General features: G+C 69.8%; 17 protein-coding genes. 4 read left to right on the top strand and 13 right to left on the bottom strand.

What is annotated here, in order from left to right; translation table 11 throughout:
- Positions 1-34 precede the first annotated feature (34 nt).
- The 4 genes from EAO70_RS21265 to EAO70_RS21250 all read right to left on the bottom strand — a co-directional run bounded on the left by EAO70_RS21265 (position 35) and on the right by EAO70_RS21250 (position 4,207).
- Entirely contained in the window at positions 35-1,657 is a 1,623-nt protein-coding gene (locus tag EAO70_RS21265) for a cytochrome b (protein ID WP_148004449.1), read from the bottom strand.
- The gene (locus EAO70_RS21260) at positions 1,654-2,706 is read right to left on the bottom strand and encodes a ubiquinol-cytochrome c reductase iron-sulfur subunit (protein ID WP_148004448.1); all 1,053 of its coding nucleotides are present in this window, start codon (positions 2,704-2,706) and stop codon (positions 1,654-1,656) included. The genes EAO70_RS21265 and EAO70_RS21260 overlap by 4 nt, the downstream gene beginning before the upstream one ends.
- Complete coding sequence (locus tag EAO70_RS21255) at positions 2,703-3,512, bottom strand: c-type cytochrome (protein WP_148004447.1); 810 nt, start codon at positions 3,510-3,512, stop codon at positions 2,703-2,705. The genes EAO70_RS21260 and EAO70_RS21255 overlap by 4 nt, the downstream gene beginning before the upstream one ends.
- Before the next feature lie 74 nt (positions 3,513-3,586).
- Positions 3,587-4,207 (bottom strand): heme-copper oxidase subunit III, encoded by a 621-nt coding sequence (locus EAO70_RS21250; protein WP_030314378.1) that lies wholly within the window; start codon positions 4,205-4,207, stop codon positions 3,587-3,589.
- A gap of 202 nt (positions 4,208-4,409) precedes the next feature.
- Here EAO70_RS21250 and EAO70_RS21245 point away from each other — a divergent pair, with 202 nt between their 5' ends.
- Positions 4,410-4,811, top strand: a complete 402-nt coding sequence (locus tag EAO70_RS21245; protein WP_148004446.1) for a hypothetical protein — start codon at positions 4,410-4,412, stop codon at positions 4,809-4,811.
- A gap of 45 nt (positions 4,812-4,856) precedes the next feature.
- On the opposite strand, the gene EAO70_RS21240 is transcribed toward EAO70_RS21245, so the two are convergent.
- From EAO70_RS21240 to EAO70_RS21220, 5 genes are all read right to left on the bottom strand, one after another.
- The gene (locus EAO70_RS21240; protein ID WP_148004445.1) at positions 4,857-6,113 is read right to left on the bottom strand and encodes an Ig-like domain-containing protein; all 1,257 of its coding nucleotides are present in this window, start codon (positions 6,111-6,113) and stop codon (positions 4,857-4,859) included.
- Between the two features lie 118 nt (positions 6,114-6,231).
- Positions 6,232-6,630 carry a cytochrome c oxidase subunit 4 gene (locus EAO70_RS21235; protein WP_148004444.1) on the bottom strand — a complete coding sequence of 133 codons (399 nt, stop codon included), beginning with the start codon at positions 6,628-6,630 and terminating at the stop codon, positions 6,232-6,234.
- Positions 6,627-8,363 (bottom strand): cytochrome c oxidase subunit I, encoded by a 1,737-nt coding sequence (gene ctaD, locus EAO70_RS21230; RefSeq protein ID WP_148004443.1) that lies wholly within the window; start codon positions 8,361-8,363, stop codon positions 6,627-6,629. The genes EAO70_RS21235 and ctaD overlap by 4 nt, the downstream gene beginning before the upstream one ends.
- Entirely contained in the window at positions 8,360-9,325 is a 966-nt protein-coding gene (gene coxB / locus EAO70_RS21225; RefSeq protein ID WP_148004442.1) for a cytochrome c oxidase subunit II, read from the bottom strand. The genes ctaD and coxB overlap by 4 nt, the downstream gene beginning before the upstream one ends.
- A 608-nt stretch (positions 9,326-9,933) precedes the next feature.
- Entirely contained in the window at positions 9,934-10,908 is a 975-nt protein-coding gene (locus EAO70_RS21220) for a carbohydrate kinase family protein (RefSeq protein WP_148004441.1), read from the bottom strand.
- A 133-nt stretch (positions 10,909-11,041) separates the two neighbouring features.
- Between EAO70_RS21220 and EAO70_RS21215 the strand changes: the two genes are divergently transcribed.
- Together EAO70_RS21215 and EAO70_RS21210 are read left to right on the top strand one after the other, a co-directional pair.
- Positions 11,042-11,248, top strand: a complete 207-nt coding sequence (locus tag EAO70_RS21215) for a hypothetical protein (protein WP_148004440.1) — start codon at positions 11,042-11,044, stop codon at positions 11,246-11,248.
- 66 nt (positions 11,249-11,314) lie between these two features.
- Positions 11,315-12,931 carry a hypothetical protein gene (locus EAO70_RS21210; protein ID WP_148004439.1) on the top strand — a complete coding sequence of 539 codons (1,617 nt, stop codon included), beginning with the start codon at positions 11,315-11,317 and terminating at the stop codon, positions 12,929-12,931.
- A gap of 100 nt (positions 12,932-13,031) precedes the next feature.
- Here the strand turns inward: EAO70_RS21210 and EAO70_RS21205 are convergent, their stop codons facing one another.
- Complete coding sequence (locus tag EAO70_RS21205; RefSeq protein ID WP_056645451.1) at positions 13,032-13,388, bottom strand: HesB/IscA family protein; 357 nt, start codon at positions 13,386-13,388, stop codon at positions 13,032-13,034.
- A 282-nt stretch (positions 13,389-13,670) separates the two neighbouring features.
- Between EAO70_RS21205 and nadA the strand changes: the two genes are divergently transcribed.
- Positions 13,671-14,879 carry a quinolinate synthase NadA gene (gene nadA / locus EAO70_RS21195; protein ID WP_148004437.1) on the top strand — a complete coding sequence of 403 codons (1,209 nt, stop codon included), beginning with the start codon at positions 13,671-13,673 and terminating at the stop codon, positions 14,877-14,879.
- Between the two features lie 84 nt (positions 14,880-14,963).
- Here nadA and EAO70_RS21190 read toward each other — a convergent pair whose 3' ends face one another.
- From EAO70_RS21190 to EAO70_RS21180, 3 genes are all read right to left on the bottom strand, one after another.
- The gene (locus EAO70_RS21190; protein WP_148004436.1) at positions 14,964-18,110 is read right to left on the bottom strand and encodes an efflux RND transporter permease subunit; all 3,147 of its coding nucleotides are present in this window, start codon (positions 18,108-18,110) and stop codon (positions 14,964-14,966) included.
- Between the two features lie 187 nt (positions 18,111-18,297).
- Positions 18,298-18,987, bottom strand: coding sequence for a response regulator (locus tag EAO70_RS21185; RefSeq protein ID WP_148004435.1), 690 nt, complete (start codon positions 18,985-18,987; stop codon positions 18,298-18,300).
- Complete coding sequence (locus EAO70_RS21180; RefSeq protein ID WP_187283970.1) at positions 18,984-20,225, bottom strand: sensor histidine kinase; 1,242 nt, start codon at positions 20,223-20,225, stop codon at positions 18,984-18,986. Before EAO70_RS21180 ends, EAO70_RS21185 begins: the two co-directional genes overlap by 4 nt.
- Positions 20,226-20,245 lie beyond the last annotated feature (20 nt).

Here is a 20,245-nt window from a genome sequence, read left to right as displayed (position 1 = left end):
CGTGGCGACTTGTCGGAAGTCGGGAGTTCCGGGATCAGTGGTGGCCGTGGCCGCTCTGGATCTCCTTGTACTCCTCGACCGTGGGCTTGGCGACCTGGCTGTCGCCGCCGTAGTAGCCCTTGTTGAGCTTGATCCGGAGCTTCTCGATGGCCCCGGTCTTGCGCTCCACGCCGTTCTCGTCGACGCCCGCCGGGAGCGCCGCCGCGTCGTACTGCTCGTGCGCGGTGAGGCGGTGCAGCTCGCCCTGGCTGAGCGGCTCGTGGATCTCGACGAACTCACCGTGCGGCAGGCGCTTGATGATGCCGGACTCGCGTCCGTGCAGCACCTTGTCCTTGTCGCGGCGCTGGAGGCCGAGGCAGATCCGCTTGGTGGCGATGAACGCGATGACCGGACCGACGAAGAAGAAGATCCGCACGAACCAGGTGATCGAGTTCAGCGACAGGTGGAAGTGGGTCGCCCAGAGGTCGTTTCCACCACCCACGAGCATGATCATGTACGCGGTGATCCAGGCGACACCGAAGGCGGTGCGCGTCGGAGCGTTGCGCGGGCGCTGCGCGATGTGGTGCTCGCGCTTGTCGCCGGTGATCCAGGACTCGATGAACGGGTAGACCGCGATGGCCGCGAGGACCGCCGGGAAGATCGCCAGCGGGATCATCACGCCCAGGACGAGCGTGTGGCCCCAGAGGTTGATCTCCCAGCCCGGCATGACACGGATGAGACCCTCGGCGAAGCCCATGTACCAGTCGGGCTGGGCGCCGGTGGACACCTGGTCCGGCCGGTACGGGCCGATGGCCCAGATCGGGTTGATCGAGGCGATGGCCGCGACGATCGCGATGACGCCGAAGACCAGGAAGAAGAAGCCTCCGGCCTTGGCCATGTAGACCGGCAGCAGCGGCATGCCCACGACGTTGTTGTTCGTGCGGCCGGGGCCGGCGAACTGCGTGTGCTTGTGGAAGAACACCAGGATGAGGTGGGCGACCACGAGGCCGAGCATGATGCCGGGCAGCAGCAGGATGTGGGCCGAGTAGAACCGGGCCACGAAGTCGCCGCCGGGGAACTCCCCGCCGAACAGGAACATCGACAGGTAGGTGCCGATGACCGGGACGGACAGGATCGCGCCCTGCATGAAGCGGACACCGGTGCCGGAGAGCAGGTCGTCCGGGAGCGAGTAACCGGTGAAGCCGGTGAACATGCCCAGGAAGAACAGCAGGAAGCCGAACAGCCAGTTGATCTCACGCGGCTTGCGGAACGCACCCGTGAAGAACACGCGCATCATGTGCACGAACATGCCGGCGAGGAAGATCAGCGCCGCCCAGTGGTGGATCTGCCGGATGAGCAGACCACCGCGGACCTCGAACGAGATGTGCATCGTCGAGTTGAACGCCTCGGACATCAGCTGTCCCTGGAGCGGGACGTACGGTCCGACGTACTCCACCTCGTTCATCGACGGGTGGAAGAACAACGTCAGGTAGACGCCCGTCAGGATGATGATGAGGAAGCTGTAGAGGCAGATCTCGCCCAGCATGAAGGACCAGTGGTCCGGGAAGATCTTCCGCATGTTGGCCTTGGCCAGCGTGTAGATCCCCAGGCGTCCGTCGGCCCAGTCGGCCACCCGCTCACCGGCGGGTGCTTTCTTCGTATCGGTCACGGTGCTCATCCGCGCTCCCAGAAGGCAGGGCCGACGGGCTCGTCGAAGTCGCCGAGCGCCTCCAGGAAGCCCTTGTCGTTCACGCCGATCCGCAGCTGCGGGAGGGCGTGACCGGCCGGGCCGAAGATGACGCGGGCGCCGTCGGAGAGGTCGAAGGTGGACTGGTGGCACGGGCAGAGGACGTGGTGCGTCTGCTGCTCGTACAGGGAGATCGGGCAGCCCACGTGGGTGCAGATCTTCGAGAACGCGACGATGCCCTCGTGCGACCACTCGAGCTCGCGCTTGTCCTTGATGTCCTCCGGCTGGATCCGGACGATCATCAGGGCGGCCTTGGCGATCTCGGTCTGGAAGTGGTGGTCGTGCTCCGAGAGGCCCTCGGGCATCGCGAAGGTCAGCGAACCGACCGCGACGTCCTCGGGACGCAGCGGCTCGTGCGTGTTCATGTTGATGAGCTGAAGCCCCTTGGCCCACATGGTGGACCGGAGCTTCTTCTCGGGCAGCGGGCCCATGTCACGCAGCAGCACGATGCCGGAGAGCGGAACGAGCGCCAGCGCGCCGAACATCGTGTTGCGGATGAGCTTGCGGCGGCCCATGCCCGACTCGGCGGCACCGGCCGCGAAGTCCGACATGACCTTGGCCTTGGTCTCGGCGTCGGCCGCGATCGGGTGACGCTCGTCCGCGATCTCGACGTCGGACATCAGGGTGCGGGCCCAGTGGACCGCGCCCGCGCCGATGAAGAAGAGCGCGAGGCCCAGGGTCCAGCCCAGTGCGAAGTTGAGCGCGGACACCCGGCCGAAGGGCCAGATGTACACGATCTTGTCGACCGGGAAGATCACGTACGAGGCGATGAAGCCGACCGTGGCCAGCATCGACAGCGTGAACATGAACGCCACGGCACGCTCGGACCGGCGCGCGGCCCGCTCGTCGATGTCCTGGATGCGGGGCTTGTGGGGCGGGAGGCCCGGGTCGGCGAACGGGTCGTCGGCGACCTTCACCGCGCCGTGCGCGGTGTCCTGCCCTGCCGGCAGGTTCTCTTCTGGAATCTCTTGGCTACTCATGACTTCTTGGCCTTAGCGGTGTGGGCCGCGACCCAGATGGCAACTGCGATCAGCGCACCCAGGCCGAAGACCCAGGCGAACAGGCCCTCGGAGACGGGGCCGAGGCCACCGAGCGAGAGACCGCCCGGGCTGTCGGCCTTCTCGCCGTTGACGGCCTGGACGTACGCGATGATGTCCTTCTTCTCCTTCTCGGGCATCGTCGTGTCCGGGAAGGAGGGCATGTTCTGCGGGCCGGTCTGCATGGCCTCGTAGAGGTGCTTCGGGCTCACGCCTTCGAGGTTCGGGGCGTACTTGCCGTAGGTCAGCGCGCCACCCTCGCCGGTGAAGTTGTGGCACTGGGCACAGTTGGTGCGGAACAGCTCGCCACCCTTGGCGACATCCGCACCGTCAGGGCTGTACTGGCTCTCGGCCGGCGTGATCGGGCCGGCGCCGAGCGAAGCGACGTACGCCGCGAGCTGATCGATCTCAGCCTGCGAGTAGATGGTCTTCTTCTTCGGGACCTGGGCGCCCGGCTGCTGGGCCGGCATACGGCCCGTGCCGACCTGGAAGTCGACGGCCGCCGAACCGACGCCGACGAGGGAGGGGCCGTCAGTGGTGCCCTGACCGCCGGTTCCGTGGCAGCTGGCGCAGCCGACGGAGTAGAGCTTCTTCCCCTCCTCGATGGCGAGGGACTGGGCGGTTTCGTCGGCCTTCGCCGTGCCCGCGGGCGCGAACGCGGCATACAGCCCCCCAGTGGCCGCCAGCGCGAGAAGTAGGACGACGACCGCCGCCAGCGGATGGCGTCGTCGTGCGGAGAGCTTTTTCACGGATTACCCCGGTGTCAGGATCTTCTGCGTCGATGCTTGCTGGATGTCTCGGTCCGCCGTGTCGGCGGCGCCGACTACTTGATCATGTAGATCGTGGCGAAGAGGCCGATCCAGACGACATCGACGAAGTGCCAGTAGTAGGACACGACGATGGCGGCGGTTGCCTGCTCGTGAGTGAACCTCTTGGCGGCGTACGTCCGGCCGAGGACCAGCAGGAAGGCGATGAGACCGCCCGTCACGTGCAGGCCGTGGAAGCCGGTGGTCAGGTAGAACACGGAACCGTACGGGTCCGACGAGAGCGAGAGGCCCTCGTGCTTCACCAGCTCCGTGTACTCGAAGACCTGTCCGCCGATGAAGATCGAACCCATCACGAACGTGATGATGAACCATGATCGGAGCTTCTTCACGTCGCCCCGCTCGGCGGCGAAGACGCCGAGCTGGCAGGTGAGTGAGGAGAGCACCAGGATCGTGGTGTTCGTCGCCGAGAACGGGAAGTTCAAGGCGTCTGCCTTTTCCGTCCAGTACTCGGCGCCCATCACCGATCGCAGGGTGAAGTACATCGCGAAGAGGGCCGCGAAGAACATCAGCTCGGAGCTCAACCAGATGATGGTTCCGACGCTGGTGAGGTTCGGTCGATTGACCGACGGGTGCGCGTGCCCTGTTTCTACTGTCGTTACTGTCGCCACGACCGACATTATGTCGGTCGCTTATCCCGCCCTCACTCCGGGGGGTGCCGTTCGGAGTGTCAGAGGGGTGTGTCCAGCCCGAACGGCCCAGTGCGAGGCCCCCCCGACACCCTTCGAACAGGTGTTGAACGGGTGTTGACGAGGTGTGGACCGGAGTAGCATCCGCGCATCGGTCGACGACGACCCACCCGCCTTCCCAGCCGGAGGAACGATGCAGTCGAGTGCCACGGTCCTGGTCTACAGCGACGACGCGAACACCCGCGAGCAGGTACGGCTGGCGGCCGGGCGCAGGCCCGCGTCGGACGTCCCGCCGGTGGAGTTCGTGGAGTGCGCGACGCTGCCGGCGGTGCTGAAGCGCCTGGACGAGGGCGGCATCGACGTGTGCGTCCTGGACGGCGAGGCGGTGCCGGCGGGCGGCATGGGCGTCTGCCGGCAGATCAAGGACGAGGTCTTCCGCTGCCCGCCCGTGCTGCTGCTCATCGGCCGCCCGCAGGACGCCTGGCTGGCCACCTGGAGCCGCGCGGACGCCGCGGTCACCCTTCCGGTGGAACCGGTCGAGTTCGCGGCGTCCCTGGCCGCCCTGCTGCGCTCGCGCCTCTCGATCGACGCGTAGGGCCGCGGGGGCGGGCGGCGGCCCTGCGGGGGCCCTGGACACCCCCTAGAGGGGCAGCGGCCGCAGCCGGGACTTCTCGGTGGCGGCCACCGGGCTTCCGGCGGCCTCCACCAGGGCGCTGCCCTCCCGCCACTTCTCCCACGGCAGGTTCCAGTCGCCGAAGCCGTTCCCGAAGGTGTCCATCGTGTCGCCGTAGCTGTTGACGACGCGGACGATGTCGCCGGCGCGGACGGTCTCGTAGAACCAGGCCGCGTTGCCGGTCGACATGCCGACACAGCCGTGGCTGACGTTCGCCACGCCCTGCGAGCCGACCGACCAGGGCGCGGCGTGGACGTACTCGCCGCTCCAGGTGACCCGGGTCGCGTAGTAGACCGGCAGGTCGTACGACTCGGAGCTGCCCTCGGCGATGCCGATGCTGGTGCCCCGCATCCGGACGTAGTACTCCTTGCCGAGGATCACTTTGATGCCGTTTCGGGTGGAGAAGCCCGGCTTTCCGGTGGTCACCGGAATGGTGTTGATCACTTCTCCGTTGCGCCGGACGGTCATGTAGTGCGACCCGGCGTCCGCGACGGCCTCGATCCGGTCGCCGATGGTGAGCTTCAGCGGCTTGGACTCGCCGCCGTAGAGCTTGTCGCCGACCTTGAGGCCGTCCAGGTTCCCGGTGACCGTGACCTGCGCGCCCGCCGGCCAGTACTCCTTCGGGCGGAAGTGCAGCTTCTTGTCGTCCACCCAGTACCAGGAGCCCTCGACGGACGGCGTGGAGCGGACCTTGAGCGCCCGTTCGACGACGGCGCGGGCCTTGCGGTCCTTGACGGCGAGGCTGAGCTCGGCCGTGATGGGCTGTCCGACGCCGTACGTGCCCGCCTCCGGGCCGAAGGCGGCGGTCAGTGCCCGCTTGGCCGGGGCCGTCTCGAAGGTGAACGTACGGGCGCCCGGAGCGCCGTCCTCGTCCTCGGTGGCGACGCGGACCGTGTAGCGGGCGCCGGCGGCCAGGGAGGCCGTGGAGCGCCAGCTCCGCCCGTCCGCGGTGAGTTCGCCCGCCAGGTGACGCCCTGTGGCGTCGACGGCGGTGACATCGGTGATCCGGCCCTCGTCACCCTTGGCCGTGACCTCCAGCGGCTTCTCGGGGTCCGCCTTGGCGCCGTCCCCGGGAGCGCTGACCGCGAGCTGGTCCGCCGCGTCGTACGCCCTGGCCGACAGCGGGTGGTCGTCGGAGCCCGCGCACCCCGTGGCGCCCGCGGTGACGGTGACGGCCAGGAGGGTGCAGCTCAAAACAGTCCGAATGCGCGGCGTGTCGTTCATGACTTCACGCTAAGGACAATCCTCCCGACCAGCGCGTCTAGTACTGCAAAAGAGGGGCCCGGACACTTCTGTGACGAAGTGTCCGGGCCCCTCTCGGGTGCTCCGTGGAGCGGTGCCGCTACTGGTTCTGGTTCTCGCCGCGGTAGAACTCGAAGACCCAGCCGAAGAGGCCGACCAGGATCAGCGGGGCGGAGAAGTACAGGATCCACCAGCCCATGGCGATGCCCAGGAAGGCCAGGGCGCCACCGACGGCCAGGGACAGCGGCTGCCAGCTGTGCGGGGCGAAGAAGCCGACCTCACCGGCCTCGTCCGCGACGTCCGCCTCCTTGTCGTCCTGCGCCATCGCGTCGACACGCTTGGCCGTGAAGGCCAGGTAGTAGCCGATCATGATGGACAGGCCGAACGCCAGGAAGAGCGCCGTGGTGCCGACCGGCTCCTTCGACCAGACGCCGTACAGGACGGCCATGGCAAGGATGAAGACGCTCAGCCAGATGAACATCTTGCCCTGGATCTTCACTTGCCGGCCTCCTTGCCGCCCGTGAGGGCCTCGGCCGCGTGCCCCTTGTTCTCGAGCTGGTCGAGAGCCGCGATCTCGGGGTGGTGCAGATCGAACGCCGGGGATTCCGAACGGATCCGCGGCAGGGTGAGGAAGTTGTGCCGCGGCGGCGGGCAGGACGTCGCCCATTCGAGCGAACGGCCGTAGCCCCACGGGTCGTCGACCTCGATCTTCTTGCCGTACTTGGCGGTCTTCCAGACGTTGTAGAGGAACGGCAGGATCGACAGACCGAGCAGGAAGGAGGAGATCGTCGAGATCGTGTTCAGGGCGGTGAAGCCGTCGGCGTCGAGGTAGTCCGCGTAACGACGCGGCATGCCCTCGGCACCGAGCCAGTGCTGCACGAGGAAGGTGCCGTGGAAGCCGATGAACAGCGTCCAGAACGTCATCTTGCCGAGCCGCTCGTCCAGCATCTTGCCCGTGAACTTCGGCCACCAGAAGTGGAAGCCGGCGAACATCGCGAAGACCACGGTGCCGAAGACGACGTAGTGGAAGTGCGCGACGACGAAGTACGAGTCGGAGACGTGGAAGTCCATCGGCGGCGAGGCCAGGATGACACCGGTCAGACCACCGAAGGTGAAGGTGATCAGGAAGCCGATCGTCCAGAGCATCGGTGTCTCGAAGGACAGTGAGCCCTTCCACATCGTTCCGATCCAGTTGAAGAACTTCACGCCGGTCGGTACGGCGATGAGGAACGTCATGAAGGAGAAGAACGGGAGGAGCACGCCTCCGGTGACGTACATGTGGTGGGCCCACACCGTCACGGAGAGACCGGCGATCGCGATGGTCGCGGCCACCAGACCGATGTAGCCGAACATCGGCTTGCGGCTGAAGACCGGGATGACCTCGGAGATGATGCCGAAGAACGGCAACGCGATGATGTACACCTCTGGATGGCCGAAGAACCAGAAGAGGTGTTGCCAGAGCAACGCTCCTCCGTTGGCCGCGTCGAAGACGTGTGCACCGAACTTGCGGTCCGCCTCCAGGGCGAACAGCGCGGCCGCGAGGACCGGGAAGGCGAGCAGGACCAGGACACCGGTCAGCAGCACGTTCCAGGTGAAGATCGGCATGCGGAACATCGTCATGCCGGGAGCGCGCATGCAGATGATCGTGGTGATGAAGTTGACCGACCCGAGGATCGTGCCGAAGCCGGAGAAGGCCAGACCCATGATCCACATGTCGGCGCCGACGCCCGGGGAGCGGACGGCGTCCGACAGCGGGGAGTAGGCGAACCAGCCGAAGTCGGCCGCACCCTGCGGGGTGAGGAAGCCGGCCACCGCGATGATCGAGCCGAAGAGGTACAGCCAGTACGCGAACATGTTCAGCCGCGGGAACGCCACGTCGGGCGCGCCGATCTGCAGCGGCATGATCCAGTTCGCGAATCCGGCGAACAGCGGCGTCGCGAACATCAGCAGCATGATCGTGCCGTGCATCGTGAACGCCTGGTTGAACTGCTCGTTCGACATGATCTGCGTACCCGGACGGGCCAGCTCGGCGCGCATGAAGAGCGCCATGAGTCCGCCGATGCAGAAGAAGACGAACGACGTGACCAGGTAGAGCGTGCCGATCGTCTTGTGGTCGGTGGTGGTCAGCCACTTGATCACGACATTGCCGGGCTGCTTGCGCCGTACGGGCAGCTCGTTCTCGTACGAGTCCTCAGCTGCGGCGGCACCCTGGGTTTCGTTGTGGATGCTCACAGTTGGTTCTTCTCCGCATTCCTGGCCGGGTCCGTCTGCTCGATGCCAGACGGGATGTAGCCGGTCTGCCCCTTCTCGGCCAGCTCCTTCAGGTGCTGCTGGTAGCGCTCCGGGGAGACCACCTTGACGTTGAAGAGCATCCGGGAGTGGTCGACGCCGCAGAGCTCGGCGCACTTCCCGAGGAAGGTGCCTTCCTGCGTCGGGGTGACCTCGAAGGAGTTGGTGTGACCCGGGATGACGTCCTGCTTCATGAGGAAGGGGACCACCCAGAACGAGTGGATGACGTCACGGGAGGTCAGGACGAACCGGACCTTCTCCCCCTTCGGCAGCCACAGGGTCGGACCCGGGTTGCCGGTCTGCGGGTTGCGGTCACCGGGGATACCGGCGTCGTAGACGCCGCCGGCGTTGTCCGGGAACTGGTCCTGGAACTTGTTCGGAATGGCCGCGAGGTTCTTGTCCGTCTTCGCGTCACCCTTCACACCGGGCACGTTCTCGACGTAGTTGAAGCCCCAGCTCCACTGGTAGCCGACCACGTTGACCGTGTGGGCCGGCTTCGGGGAGAGCTCGAGGAGCTTCGACTCGTCGCGCGCGGTGAAGTAGAAGAGCACCGAGACGATGATGAGAGGGGTGACCGTGTACAGCGCCTCGATGGGCATGTTGTAACGGGTCTGCGGAGGTACCTCGATCTTGGTCCTGCTTCGCCGGTGGAAGATGACGGACCAGATGATCAGGCCCCACACCAGGATTCCGGTGATGAGCGCAGCGGCCCACGAGCCCTGCCACAGGGAGAGGATCCGGGGAGCCTCTTCCGTGACGGGGGTGGGCATACCAAGGCGGGGGAAGTCTTCCCAGTTGTACGAGCAGCCGGTGGCTGTCGCCAGGATCAGGCCCGCAGTCAGCACCTGCGGCAGCTTCCGCCGCATCGGGCGCCGCGACGAGCGGTCGGAGCCGTTGGGACTCACGTAGCGCCTTCCCGAGAGTCTCGGCCCGCAGTGGTCGGCCACGGCCGTCCGTCTCGCTGGTCGGTCGCCGCCCCGGCCGCGGGCAGGGGTTTGGATGTTTATGCGGACCAAACCCTACTGGACGCTATTTGGGGTCGCGCGGGGAGGGTGCCCAACGCGCCGTCCGAGTCCCCGAAGGGGTGGACTCCGGGGTTCCGGAGGGGGGTCGGACACACCCGTTCTCGTCCCGCTGGGCGGTGGGGGTCCCCCCAGACTCCGTCCGGGGGGACCCCCACCGCCCWGCGGGACGATTGCCCACACGGCGGGGGGTGCGGCTCGGCGCGACCCGCGTCCGCGCAGTCGGGCGGGGGCCGTGCCCAGGAGGGCGCTGCCGCGCCGGTACCGCCGCGGCAGCGCCGGGCGGGCAGACGGGCCCGCCCGTAGCCGGGCGCACCCGGCAGCCTGCCGCGGCGGCGGCTCGCAGGGCAGCGCCGCCGGATCCGGGCCGCGCCGCGCCGGGAGCCGTGCCGCCTCGTGCCGCGCGCAACCGGACCCGCGCCGCCCGGTGCCGCGCGCCGCCGGGACCGGTGCCGCGCCCCGTCAGGCCCCCGCCGCGCCCCGCGTCGCGGTCAGTTCAGGTGGGACTGGACCTCCGTCGCCGCCTCGTCGCCGTACGCCTTCGTGAAGCGGTCCATGAAGTTCGCCCGGCGGAGTGTGTACTCCTGGGTGCCCAGCGTCTCGATGACCAGCGTCGCCAGCATGCAGCCGACCTGCGCCGCGCGCTCCAGGTCCACGCCCCAGGACAGGCCCGTCAGGAAGCCCGCGCGGAACGCGTCGCCGACGCCCGTCGGGTCGACCTTCGCCGTCTCCTCCGCGCAGCCGACCTCGATCGGCGTGTCGCCGACGCGCTCGATCCGGACGCCCCGCGAGCCCAGCGTGGTGACGCGGTGGCCGACGCGGGAGAGGATCTCGGCGTCGGTCCAGCCCGTCTTGGACTCGATGAGGCCCTTCTCGTACTCGTTGGAGAACAGGTACGTGGCGCCGTCCAGGAGCGTACGGATCTCGGCGCCGTCCATCCGCGCGATCTGCTGCGAGAAGTCGGCGGCGAAGGGGATGCCCCGCGTCCGGCACTCCTCGGTGTGGCGGAGCATCGCCTCGGGGTCGTCGGCGCCGATGAGGACCAGGTCGAGGCCGCCCACCCGGTCGGCGACGGTCTTGAGCTCGATCAGCCGGGCCTCGCTCATCGCCCCGGTGTAGAAGGAGCCGATCTGGTTGTGGTCCTTGTCCGTGGTGCAGACGAAGCGGGCCGTGTGGAGGACCTCGGAGATGCGGACCGAACCGGTGTCGACGCCGTGGCGGTCGAGCCAGCCGCGGTACTCGTCGAAGTCGTAGCCGGCCGCGCCCACCAGGATCGGGGTGCCGCCGAGCTGGCCCATGCCGAAGCAGATGTTGGGGCCGACGCCGCCGCGCCGGACGTCGAGGTTGTCGACGAGGAAGGAGAGGGAGACCGTGTGCAGCTGGTCGGCCACCAGCTGGTCGGCGAACCGGCCGGGGAAGGTCATCAGGTGGTCGGTGGCGATGGAGCCGGTGACTGCGATACGCACGGCGGGGTGCTCCTGCGGGAAGGCGGCAATGACGGACATTCACGCTACCGGCTGGAGGCCTCACTGCCGAACAGTGGAAACTACCCCAGAGTAGGCCTTTTCCCCGGGGGCGTGCGGTGCATACGGTGCGCCCATGACCATCTACCCCGCTTCACGTGAGCGTCACGAGTCCGAGCCGAGCCTCGCCGACCTGCGGGGCGACGGCGCACGGATGGCTCCGCACTGGGTGACCCCGGCCGCGCCCGCGCCCGCCCCGGTCTCCCCCGCGCTGATCCACGGGGTCGTCGTGCCGGCCGCCTCGGCGAGGCTGATCGACGCGACGGCCGAGTACGGGGGCTGACGGAGGGAACCGTCCGCCCGCCCGCTCCGTCCCATCGGCGTCCGTTCGAGACGAGGGAGCGTTGCGGTGAGCGGTACGGAGAACGTACGGAGGCGGCGGAGCACCATCGCGGCCTCGGTGGCGGCGGGTGTGCTGCTCGCCGGGGGCGGTGGCGTCTATCTCGCCACCTCGGCATCCGGTGACGGCACCGGCGTGGGCGCGGCCGCCAAGGCCGCGGACGCCGGTCCGCCGCCCACGCTGCGGCTGGAGGACGACGGCAGCGGCGGCGCCACCCCCGGTGGCGACACGGGGGGCGGCCCGGGCATCGCGCCCGGCGAGCCCGACCCCGGGGGCGGTCCGAACGGGACCGTCTACACAGCCAAGGGCCCACTCCCCCAAGGGCCCTCCTCGGCCGCGGTCCACCGGCCCGAGGGCCTGGTCACCTCGGCGGAGGTGACCAGGCTGGCCGAAGCGCTGGGCGTCTCCGGCAGTCCCTCGCTGGTGGGCGAGGTGTGGACGATCCGGCCCGAGAAGGACGGTTCGGGGGCCCGTCTCGACGTGGCGCGGAAGGCGCCGGGCAACTGGACGTACTCCTGGTACGACGGCGGTCCCGCGGGCGACGCCTGTCTGAAGGGCCGGGCCTGCCCGCCGCCGGGCGAGTCGAAGCCCGCGCCGGGCGGTACGCCGCTGAGCGAGGCGGCGGCGAGGGCGGCGGCCGCGCCGGTCCTCAAGGCGCTCGGCCAGGACGACGCCAAGGTCACCGCGACGGGAGTGGTGAACGGTTCGGTCCGCGTGGTCAACGCCGATCCCGTGGTGGGCGGGCTGCCGACGTACGGCTGGTCGACGGCGCTGCACATCGCACGGGACGGCCGGGCGGTCGCGGGCAGCGGGATGCTCAAGGAGCCGGCCGAGGGCGCCGCGTACCCGGTGGTCGGGGCGGCGAAGGCGCTCGCCGCGCTGAACGAGGACTCGAAGGGCACCGGCCCGATCGGGGTGGGGCGCTGCCCCACGGGCGCGCCGGGCGGCGGGGACGCCGGGAAGGCCCGTCCGGAGGGGAAGCCGGCGCCCGACGGCGTGGAGCCTGCCGTGCCCGGCGTTGACCCGGCCGTGCCGGGTGTGGACGGGAACGGGAAGCCCGAGGACGCCCGGACCGGCGGGACGCCGGAGCCGGGGCGCGTCGAGCCGGTCCCGCCCTGCCAGACGATCGCGGACCGGGCGGCGCCCGACCGGGTGCCGGTGACCGCCGCGGTGTTCGGGCTGGCCGCGCGTGATGTGGACGGCGAGCGGCTGCTCGTACCGTCGTGGCTGTTCACCGCGGACCCGGCGGACGGCGCGCCGTATACGGTGGCGCGGGCCGCGGTGGCCCCGGAGTACCTGGCGCCGCCGGCCACGCCCTCGCCGGTACCGACGCCCACGGAGCCTCCCGGGGACGGCGCGCTGCCGCGGGCCGTGGAGTCGGTCAAGGTCCTGGAGGGCGGCAGGGAGCTCGCCGTCACCTTCTGGGGCGGGGTGTGCAGCACGTACACCGTGCACGCCGACGAGCAGCCGGACCGGGTGACCGTGCGGATCGACGAGAAGTCCGACCCCGAGCGGATCTGCATCATGATCGCCAAGGACTTCACGCAGACCGTGACGCTGCGCGGTCCGCTGGGCGACCGTCCGGTGGTGGACGCGGCGAGCGGGGAGGCGGTGCCGCGCCGCTGAGCGGCGGGCACGCGGGAGTACGACCGAGGGCGGTGGCCCGGGAGGGAACTCCCGGGCCACCGCCCTCGGGTGCGCGGGGCCGCGTGCGGCCCGGCGGGACTTAGCTGAACGAGTCGCCGCAGGCGCAGGAGCCCGTGGCGTTCGGGTTGTCGATGGTGAAGCCCTGCTTCTCGATGGTGTCGACGAAGTCGATCGAGGCGCCGCCCAGGTACGGGGCGCTCATGCGGTCGGTGACGACCTTGACGCCGTCGAAGTCCTTCACGACGTCGCCGTCGAGCGAACGCTCGTCGAAGAACAGCTGGTAACGCAGGCCGGAGCAGCCGCCGGGCTGAACGGCGACGCGCAGGGCCAGGTCCTCGCGGCCTTCCTGCTCGAGGAGGCCCTTGACCTTGGCCGCGGCGGCGTCGGACAGGAGGATGCCGTCGCTGACAGTGGTCTTCTCGTCCGATACGGACATCTGCTTCTCTCCCGGTGTGTACGGAGACTGCTTGCCGACGGTTGCAACCGACGGTGCCCCGGATTCATTCCGGGCCGTGTGGGGTCTTTCTCCCTTCATGCTCGCACACCCTGTCCAGCGACGGGGACGACGAAGTCCGGCGGGGGCCCGGGGCGAAGTCCGAGGACGGCGGCGGCGAATTCGTCACATCGACACTATGGACATCGTCATGGTGACGTGAAGGGGTTATGATAGATAGCGTCATTTCGACGAAAAGGTTTCCCCGAAGACCCCGAAGAAAGGGTGCGTGACGTGACCACGGCCCAAGCCCGTCATGATCTCGACGTACAGCCGTCGCCGCTCGCCCTGCTTCTGCTCGGTCGCGAGGCCGACCCGAAGAGCGAGCGCGGCGTGGAGTGCCCCGGCGACCTCCCCTCGCCCTCCGACCCGGACCTGGTGGAGCGCGCCCGCGCCGCCAAGGAGAAGCTCGGGGACAAGGTCTTCGTCCTGGGCCACCACTACCAGCGCGACGAGGTGATCCAGTTCGCCGACGTCACCGGCGACTCGTTCAAGCTCGCCCGCGACGCCGCGGCCAGGCCCGAGGCCGAGTACATCGTCTTCTGCGGTGTGCACTTCATGGCGGAGTCGGCCGACATCCTGACCGGTGACGAGCAGAAGGTCGTCCTGCCCGACCTCGCGGCCGGCTGCTCGATGGCCGACATGGCCACCGCCGAGCAGGTCGCCGAGTGCTGGGACGTGCTGACCGAGGCGGGCATCGCCGACCAGGTCGTGCCCGTCTCGTACATGAACTCCTCGGCCGACATCAAGGCCTTCACCGGCAAGCACGGGGGCACGATCTGCACCTCGTCCAACGCCGAGCGGGCCCTGGACTGGGCCTTCGAGCAGGGGGAGCCCGGCACCACAAAGGTGCTCTTCCTGCCCGACCAGCACCTGGGCCGCAACACCGCCGTGCGCGACATGGGCATGTCGCTGGACGACTGCGTCCTGTACAACCCGCACAAGCCCAACGGCGGACTGACCGTCGAGCAGCTCCGCGCCGCCAAGATGATCCTGTGGCGGGGTCACTGCTCGGTGCACGGCCGCTTCTCGCTGGACTCGGTCAACGACGTCCGCGAGCGCGTCCCCGGCGTGAACGTACTCGTCCACCCCGAGTGCCGGCACGAGGTCGTCGCCGCCGCGGACTACGTGGGCTCGACCGAGTACATCATCAACACCCTGGAGGCGGCCCCGGCCGGTTCCAAGTGGGCGATCGGCACCGAGCTGAACCTGGTCCGCCGGCTCGCGAACCGGTTCGCCGACCAGGACAAGGAGATCGTCTTCCTCGACAAGACGGTCTGCTTCTGCTCGACGATGAACCGCATCGACCTGCCCCACCTGGTGTGGACGCTGGAGTCCCTCGCCGAGGGCAACCTCGTCAACCAGATCCAGGTCGACAAGGAGACGGAGGGCTTCGCGAAGCTCGCGCTGGAGCGGATGCTCGCTCTGCCGTAACGGTTCTCCCCCGGTACGCACACGCCCGAAGGGCGCCCCGCGCGGTGCGGGGCGCCCTTCGGCGTAGGCGCGTACGCGGACCTGTCAGGCGTCCAGCGCGTCCAGCAGCGAGGTGTCCGTGTCGGTGTTCGCCTCGGTGGGCTGCTCCGGGACCTTCCCGTCCTTCTTCGCCGCCTTCTTCTTCGCGCGGCGCTCCTTGCGGAGCTCCACCATCGCGTAGAGCGTCGGGACGAGGAGCAGCGTCAGCAGCGTCGACGTGATCAGACCGCCGATCACCACCACGGCCAGCGGCTGGGCGATGAAGCCGCCCTCGCCGGTGATGCCGAGCGCCATCGGCAGCAGCGCGAAGATCGTCGCCAGGGCGGTCATCAGGATCGGGCGGAGCCGGTGCCGGCCGCCCTCGATCACCGCTTCGACGACACCCAGGCCCTGCGCCCGGTACTGGTTGATCAGGTCGATCAGGACGATCGCGTTGGTGACGACGATGCCGATGAGCATCAGCATGCCGATCATCGCCGGCACGCCCATCGCGGTGTCGGTGACCACGAGCAGACCGATCGCGCCGGTCGCCGCGAACGGGATCGAGACCAGCAGGATCAGCGGCTGGACCAGCGACCGGAAGGTCGCGACGAGCAGCATGAAGACGATCGCGATGGCCGCCAGCATGGCCAGGAACAGGTTGAGGAAGGCCTCGGACTGGTCCTCGGAGACGCCGCCGATGCTGGCGGTGGCGCCCTTGGGCAGGTCGAGCGCGTCGATCTTCTGCTGGAGGGTGGCGCTGACGGCGCCGGTGTTGTCGCCGACCGGCTTGGCCGTGATCGTCGCGGCGCGGGCGCCGTCGATCCGGGTCATGGAGACCGGGCCGGGAACGAGTTCGACGGTGGCGACGTCGCCCAGCTTCACCGGGCCGAGGGGCAGCGCCCTGAGTCCGGCCAGGGTGGTGACCGGCTTCGCCGAGGTGATGAGGACGTCCCGCTCGCTGTCGTCGAGGGTCGCCTTGGCGGCCGGGGTGCCCCGGACGGCCTGGCCGACGATCATGCCGAGCGCGGCGGAGTCGAAGCCGGCGTCGGCCGCGGCGGGCTTCGCCCTGACCGCGATGCGCGGGACGGACTGCGCGAGGTCGCTCTGGACGTCGGTGACGTCCTTCATGTCGGCGATCGCAGCCCTGACCTGCTCGGAGGCCTTGGTGAGGACCTCGGCGTCGGCGGCCTTCACGACCACGCTCAGGTCCTGGCTGCCGAAGCCGTCGCCCGCGGCGATCTTGGTGTCGCCGATGCCGTCGAGGGCGGCGAGGCCCTTCTCGATGGCGTTCCGGGTCTTCTCGAACGCGGCGGAGTCCTCCAGGCTGACCTGGTAGGTGGCCTGGTTGGTGCCGGTGCCGCCGCCGAAGGCCGCCATGAAGCCGGACGAGCCGACGTTGACCTGGTAGTCCTTGACGCCGTCGGTGTCCGCGAGGAGCTTCTCGACCTTCTTCGCGGCCGCGTCGGAGGCGTCGAGCGCGGTGCCGGGCGGCAGCTCCTGCTGGATGCTGAGCACCTCCTGCTCGCCCTGGTCGAAGAAGTTCGTCTTCAGGAGCGGGGCCATGCCGAAGGTGACGATCAGGACCACGAAGGCGAGGGCGAGGCTGGTGAGCCGGCGCCGGGTCGCGAACCGCAGGACCGGCACGTAGAGGCGCTGGAGGCGGCTCTTCTCCTCCTTCTCCTCGGCGAGCCTGCGGGCCTCGGCCAGATCCTCCGGGGTGCCCTTGGGAGCGCGCAGGAACCAGTACGAGAGGACCGGGACGACCGTCAGGGAGACGAGCAGCGAGGCCAGCAGGGCCGCGGTGACCGTCAGCGAGAACGAGCCGAACAGCTCGCCGATCATGCCGCCGGTCAGGCCGATCGGCAGGAAGACGGCGACGGTCGTGAGCGTCGAGGAGGTGACGGCGCCCGCCACCTCGCGGACCGCGGTGAGGATCGCGGACTGCCGCTCCTCGCCGTAGCCCAGGTGCCGCTTGATGTTCTCCAGGACCACGATCGAGTCGTCGACGACCCGGCCGATGGCGATGGTGAGCGCGCCGAGCGTCAGCATGTTGAGCGAGAGGTCGCGGGTCCACAGCACGATCAGCGCGAGGACCACGGAGAGCGGGATGGAGACCGCCGTGACCAGGGTGGAGCGGATCGACGCGAGGAAGACCAGGATCACCAGGACGGCCATGACGAGGCCGAGGGCGCCCTCGGTGGTCAGGCCGGAGACGGCCTTGGCGACGGCCGGGCCCTGGTCGGAGACCACGGTCAGCTCGGCGCCCGCGCCGAGGTCGGCGCGGAGCTCGGGCAGCTTCTCCTTGACGGCGTCGGAGATCGCGACGGCGCTGCCGTCCTTGTCCATGGTGGCCATGACGGCGAGGCTGGGCTTGCCGTTGGTCCGGGTGAGGGAGACGCGCGGGGCCTCCTCCTGGCGGACGGTGGCGACGTCGCCGAGGCGGACGGCCTTGCCCTTGCCGGGAGTGGCCGCCGGGATGCGGAGGTCCTCGATCTGCCGCAGGGAGGTGAAGCCGCCGCCGACCTGGATGGTGCGGCTCTTGCCGGTCTCGGAGAAGGAGCCGGCCGGGAGGGTGCCGCCGCCGGAGCGGAGGGCCTCGCCGAGCTTCATCGTCGTGAGGCCGGCCGCGGCCAGCTTGCGGTCGTCGGGGGTGACGGAGACCTGGAGGTCCTGGACGCCGGTGACGGAGACCTGGCCGACTCCCTCGATGCCTTCGAGGGCGGGCACGACGGTGCGGTCCAGCAGGCCGGCGAGGGCCTGCGGGTCCTGGTCGGAGGCGGCGGCGAGGACGACGGTCGGGATGTCGTCCGTGGAGCCGGCCACGACCTGCGGTTCGACCGTGTCGGGCAGTTCGGCGCGGGCCCGGTTGACGGCCTGCTGGACGTCGGCGACGAGCTGCTTCGTCGACTCGTCGCCGTAGTCGAAGGAGGCCATGACGAGCGCCATGCCCTCGGAGGCCGTGGAGGTGACCGACTTCAGGCCGTCGACGGCCTTCAGGTTGCTCTCCAGCGGCTCGACGACCTGCTTCTCGACCACATCGGGAGAGGCGCCCTGGTAGGGCGCGAGGACCGAGACCATGGGCAGCTCGATCGAGGGGAACAGCTGCTGCTTCAGCTGCGGTATCGCGATCGCCCCGAACACCAGGGCGACGATGGAGATCAGCCCGATCAGGGCCCGTTGGGCGAGGCTGAATCTCGACAGCCAGGACATGGGGTCTCTCTTCTGTGGCGTACGCGTCGACGGGCGGGAGCAGCCGAGGCCCCGGCCCGGATCCGCGGGATCCGCCGGAGGTGCCCCCCGCCTATACGATCTGCCATCGAGCGCCGGAAGTCCTCGGCCCCCGGGTCCACATCCTTATCCCGCGCATACCGCGTCTGGAGTACGCGGGAGCCGCCGGTCACTCCACCCTCGGACGTACCAGTCCCGATTCGTAGGCGGTGACGACCAGCTGGGCGCGGTCGCGTGCGCCCAGCTTGGCCATGGCCCGGTTGACGTGGGTCTTCACGGTGAGCGGGCTGACGTCGAGCCGCTCGGCGATCTCGTCGTTGGAGAGGCCTCCGCCGACGAGGACGAGGACCTCGCGCTCCCGGGCGGTGAGCGCGGCGAGCCGCTCGGTGCGGCCCCGGCCGCCCTCGCCGGCGGCGTCGGCGCCGGGTCCCTGGGCGAGGAACGTGGCGATGAGGCCCTTGGTGGCGGTCGGCGAGAGCAGGGCCTCGCCCGCGTGGGCGATCCGGATCGCGCCGAGCAGCTCGTCCGGTTCGGCGCCCTTGCCGAGGAACCCGGAGGCCCCGGCGCGCAGCGCCTGCACGACGTACTCGTCGACCTCGAAGGTGGTCAGCATGACGATCCGCACGTCGGGGAGGTCCGGGTCCGCGGTGATCATGCGGGTGGCGGCGAGGCCGTCGGTGCCGGGCATGCGGATGTCCATCAGGACCACGTCCGGCCGTTCCGAGCGGGCGAGGGTCACGGCCTCGGCGCCGTCGGCCGCCTCGCCGACGACCTCCATGTCCGCCTCGGAGTTCACCAGGACCTTGAACGCGCTGCGGAGCAGTGCCTGGTCGTCGGCGAGCAGTACCCGGATCGTCATGTGTCCTCCCCCGTGCGGGACGTCACCGGAAGTATCGCCTGGACCCGGAAGCCGCCGCCGTACCGGGGGGCAGCGGTCAGGGTGCCGCCGAGCGCGCCGACCCGCTCGCGCATGCCCAGCAGCCCGTGCCCGCCGTGCGGGGCGGGGTCGGTGGCGGCCTCGGAGGTGCCGTTGTCGAGGACGGTGATCTCGACCGTACGGCCCACCCGGACGACGCTCACCTCGGCCTCGGCGTCCGGTCCCGCGTGCTTGCGCACGTTGGTCAGCGCCTCCTGCACGATCCGGTACGCGGCCAGGTCGACGGCCGCGGGCAGCGGCCGTTCCCCGTCGGTACGGGCCAGGGCGACCGGCAGTCCGGCGTTGCGGAAGCTGTCGAGCAGCCCGTCGAGGACGGCGAGGCCGGGCGCGGGCTCGGTGGGGGCCTCCGGGTCGCCGGACTGGCGCAGCAGCCCGACCGTGGCGCGCAGCTCGTCGAGCGCGGAGCGGCTGGCGTCCCGGACGTGCGCGAGGGCCTCCTTCGCCTGGTCCGGGCGCTTGTCCATGACGTGAGCGGCGACCCCGGCCTGGACGTTGACCAGGGCGATGTGGTGGGCGACGACGTCGTGGAGGTCGCGGGCGATCCGGAGCCGCTCCTCGGCGACCCGCCGGCCCGCCTCCTCCTCGCGGGTGCGTTCGGCCCGTTCGGCGCGCTCCCTGATGGCGTCGACGAAGGCCCGGCGGCTGCGGACGGCGTCTCCCGCGGCGGCGGCCATGCCGGTCCAGGCGAAGAGTCCGACGTTCTCCTGCGCGTACCAGGGCGTGGGGCCGAAGGCCATGGCGACGGCCGTCAGGACGGCCATGGTGGCGAGGCCGACCCGCCAGGTGGTGGGCCGGTCGGTGCGGGAGGCGACCGTGTAGAGCGCGACGACGGCGCTCATGGCGACGGTGGCGGGCCGGGTGTCGTTGACCAGTTCGAGGAGGCTGACCGCCACCGTGAAGCAGAGGACGTGGAAGGGGCGGCGCCGGCGCAGCACCAGGGCGACCGCCCCCAGCACCATGAGCAGCACGCTGAGGACGCTGGGCACCCGGTCGCCGAAGGTCGGCCCGGTCGGGCTGCCGTGGGGGTCGGTGAAGGACCCGGCGATCATCGAGACGAGCACGCCGAACGCGAGGGTGGCGTCGAAGGCGAGCGGATGCGCGCGGAACCCGTCGCGCAGACGGGCGAAGAGGCCGCCGGTGGCGGGTCCGGTGGGGGTCACGGGCACCAACGGTACGGGGC

Source organism: Streptomyces sp. adm13(2018) (assembly GCF_008042145.1).
Taxonomy (GTDB): Bacteria; Actinomycetota; Actinomycetes; order Streptomycetales; family Streptomycetaceae; genus Streptomyces.
This window is presented reverse-complemented; position numbering and strand designations above follow the sequence as displayed.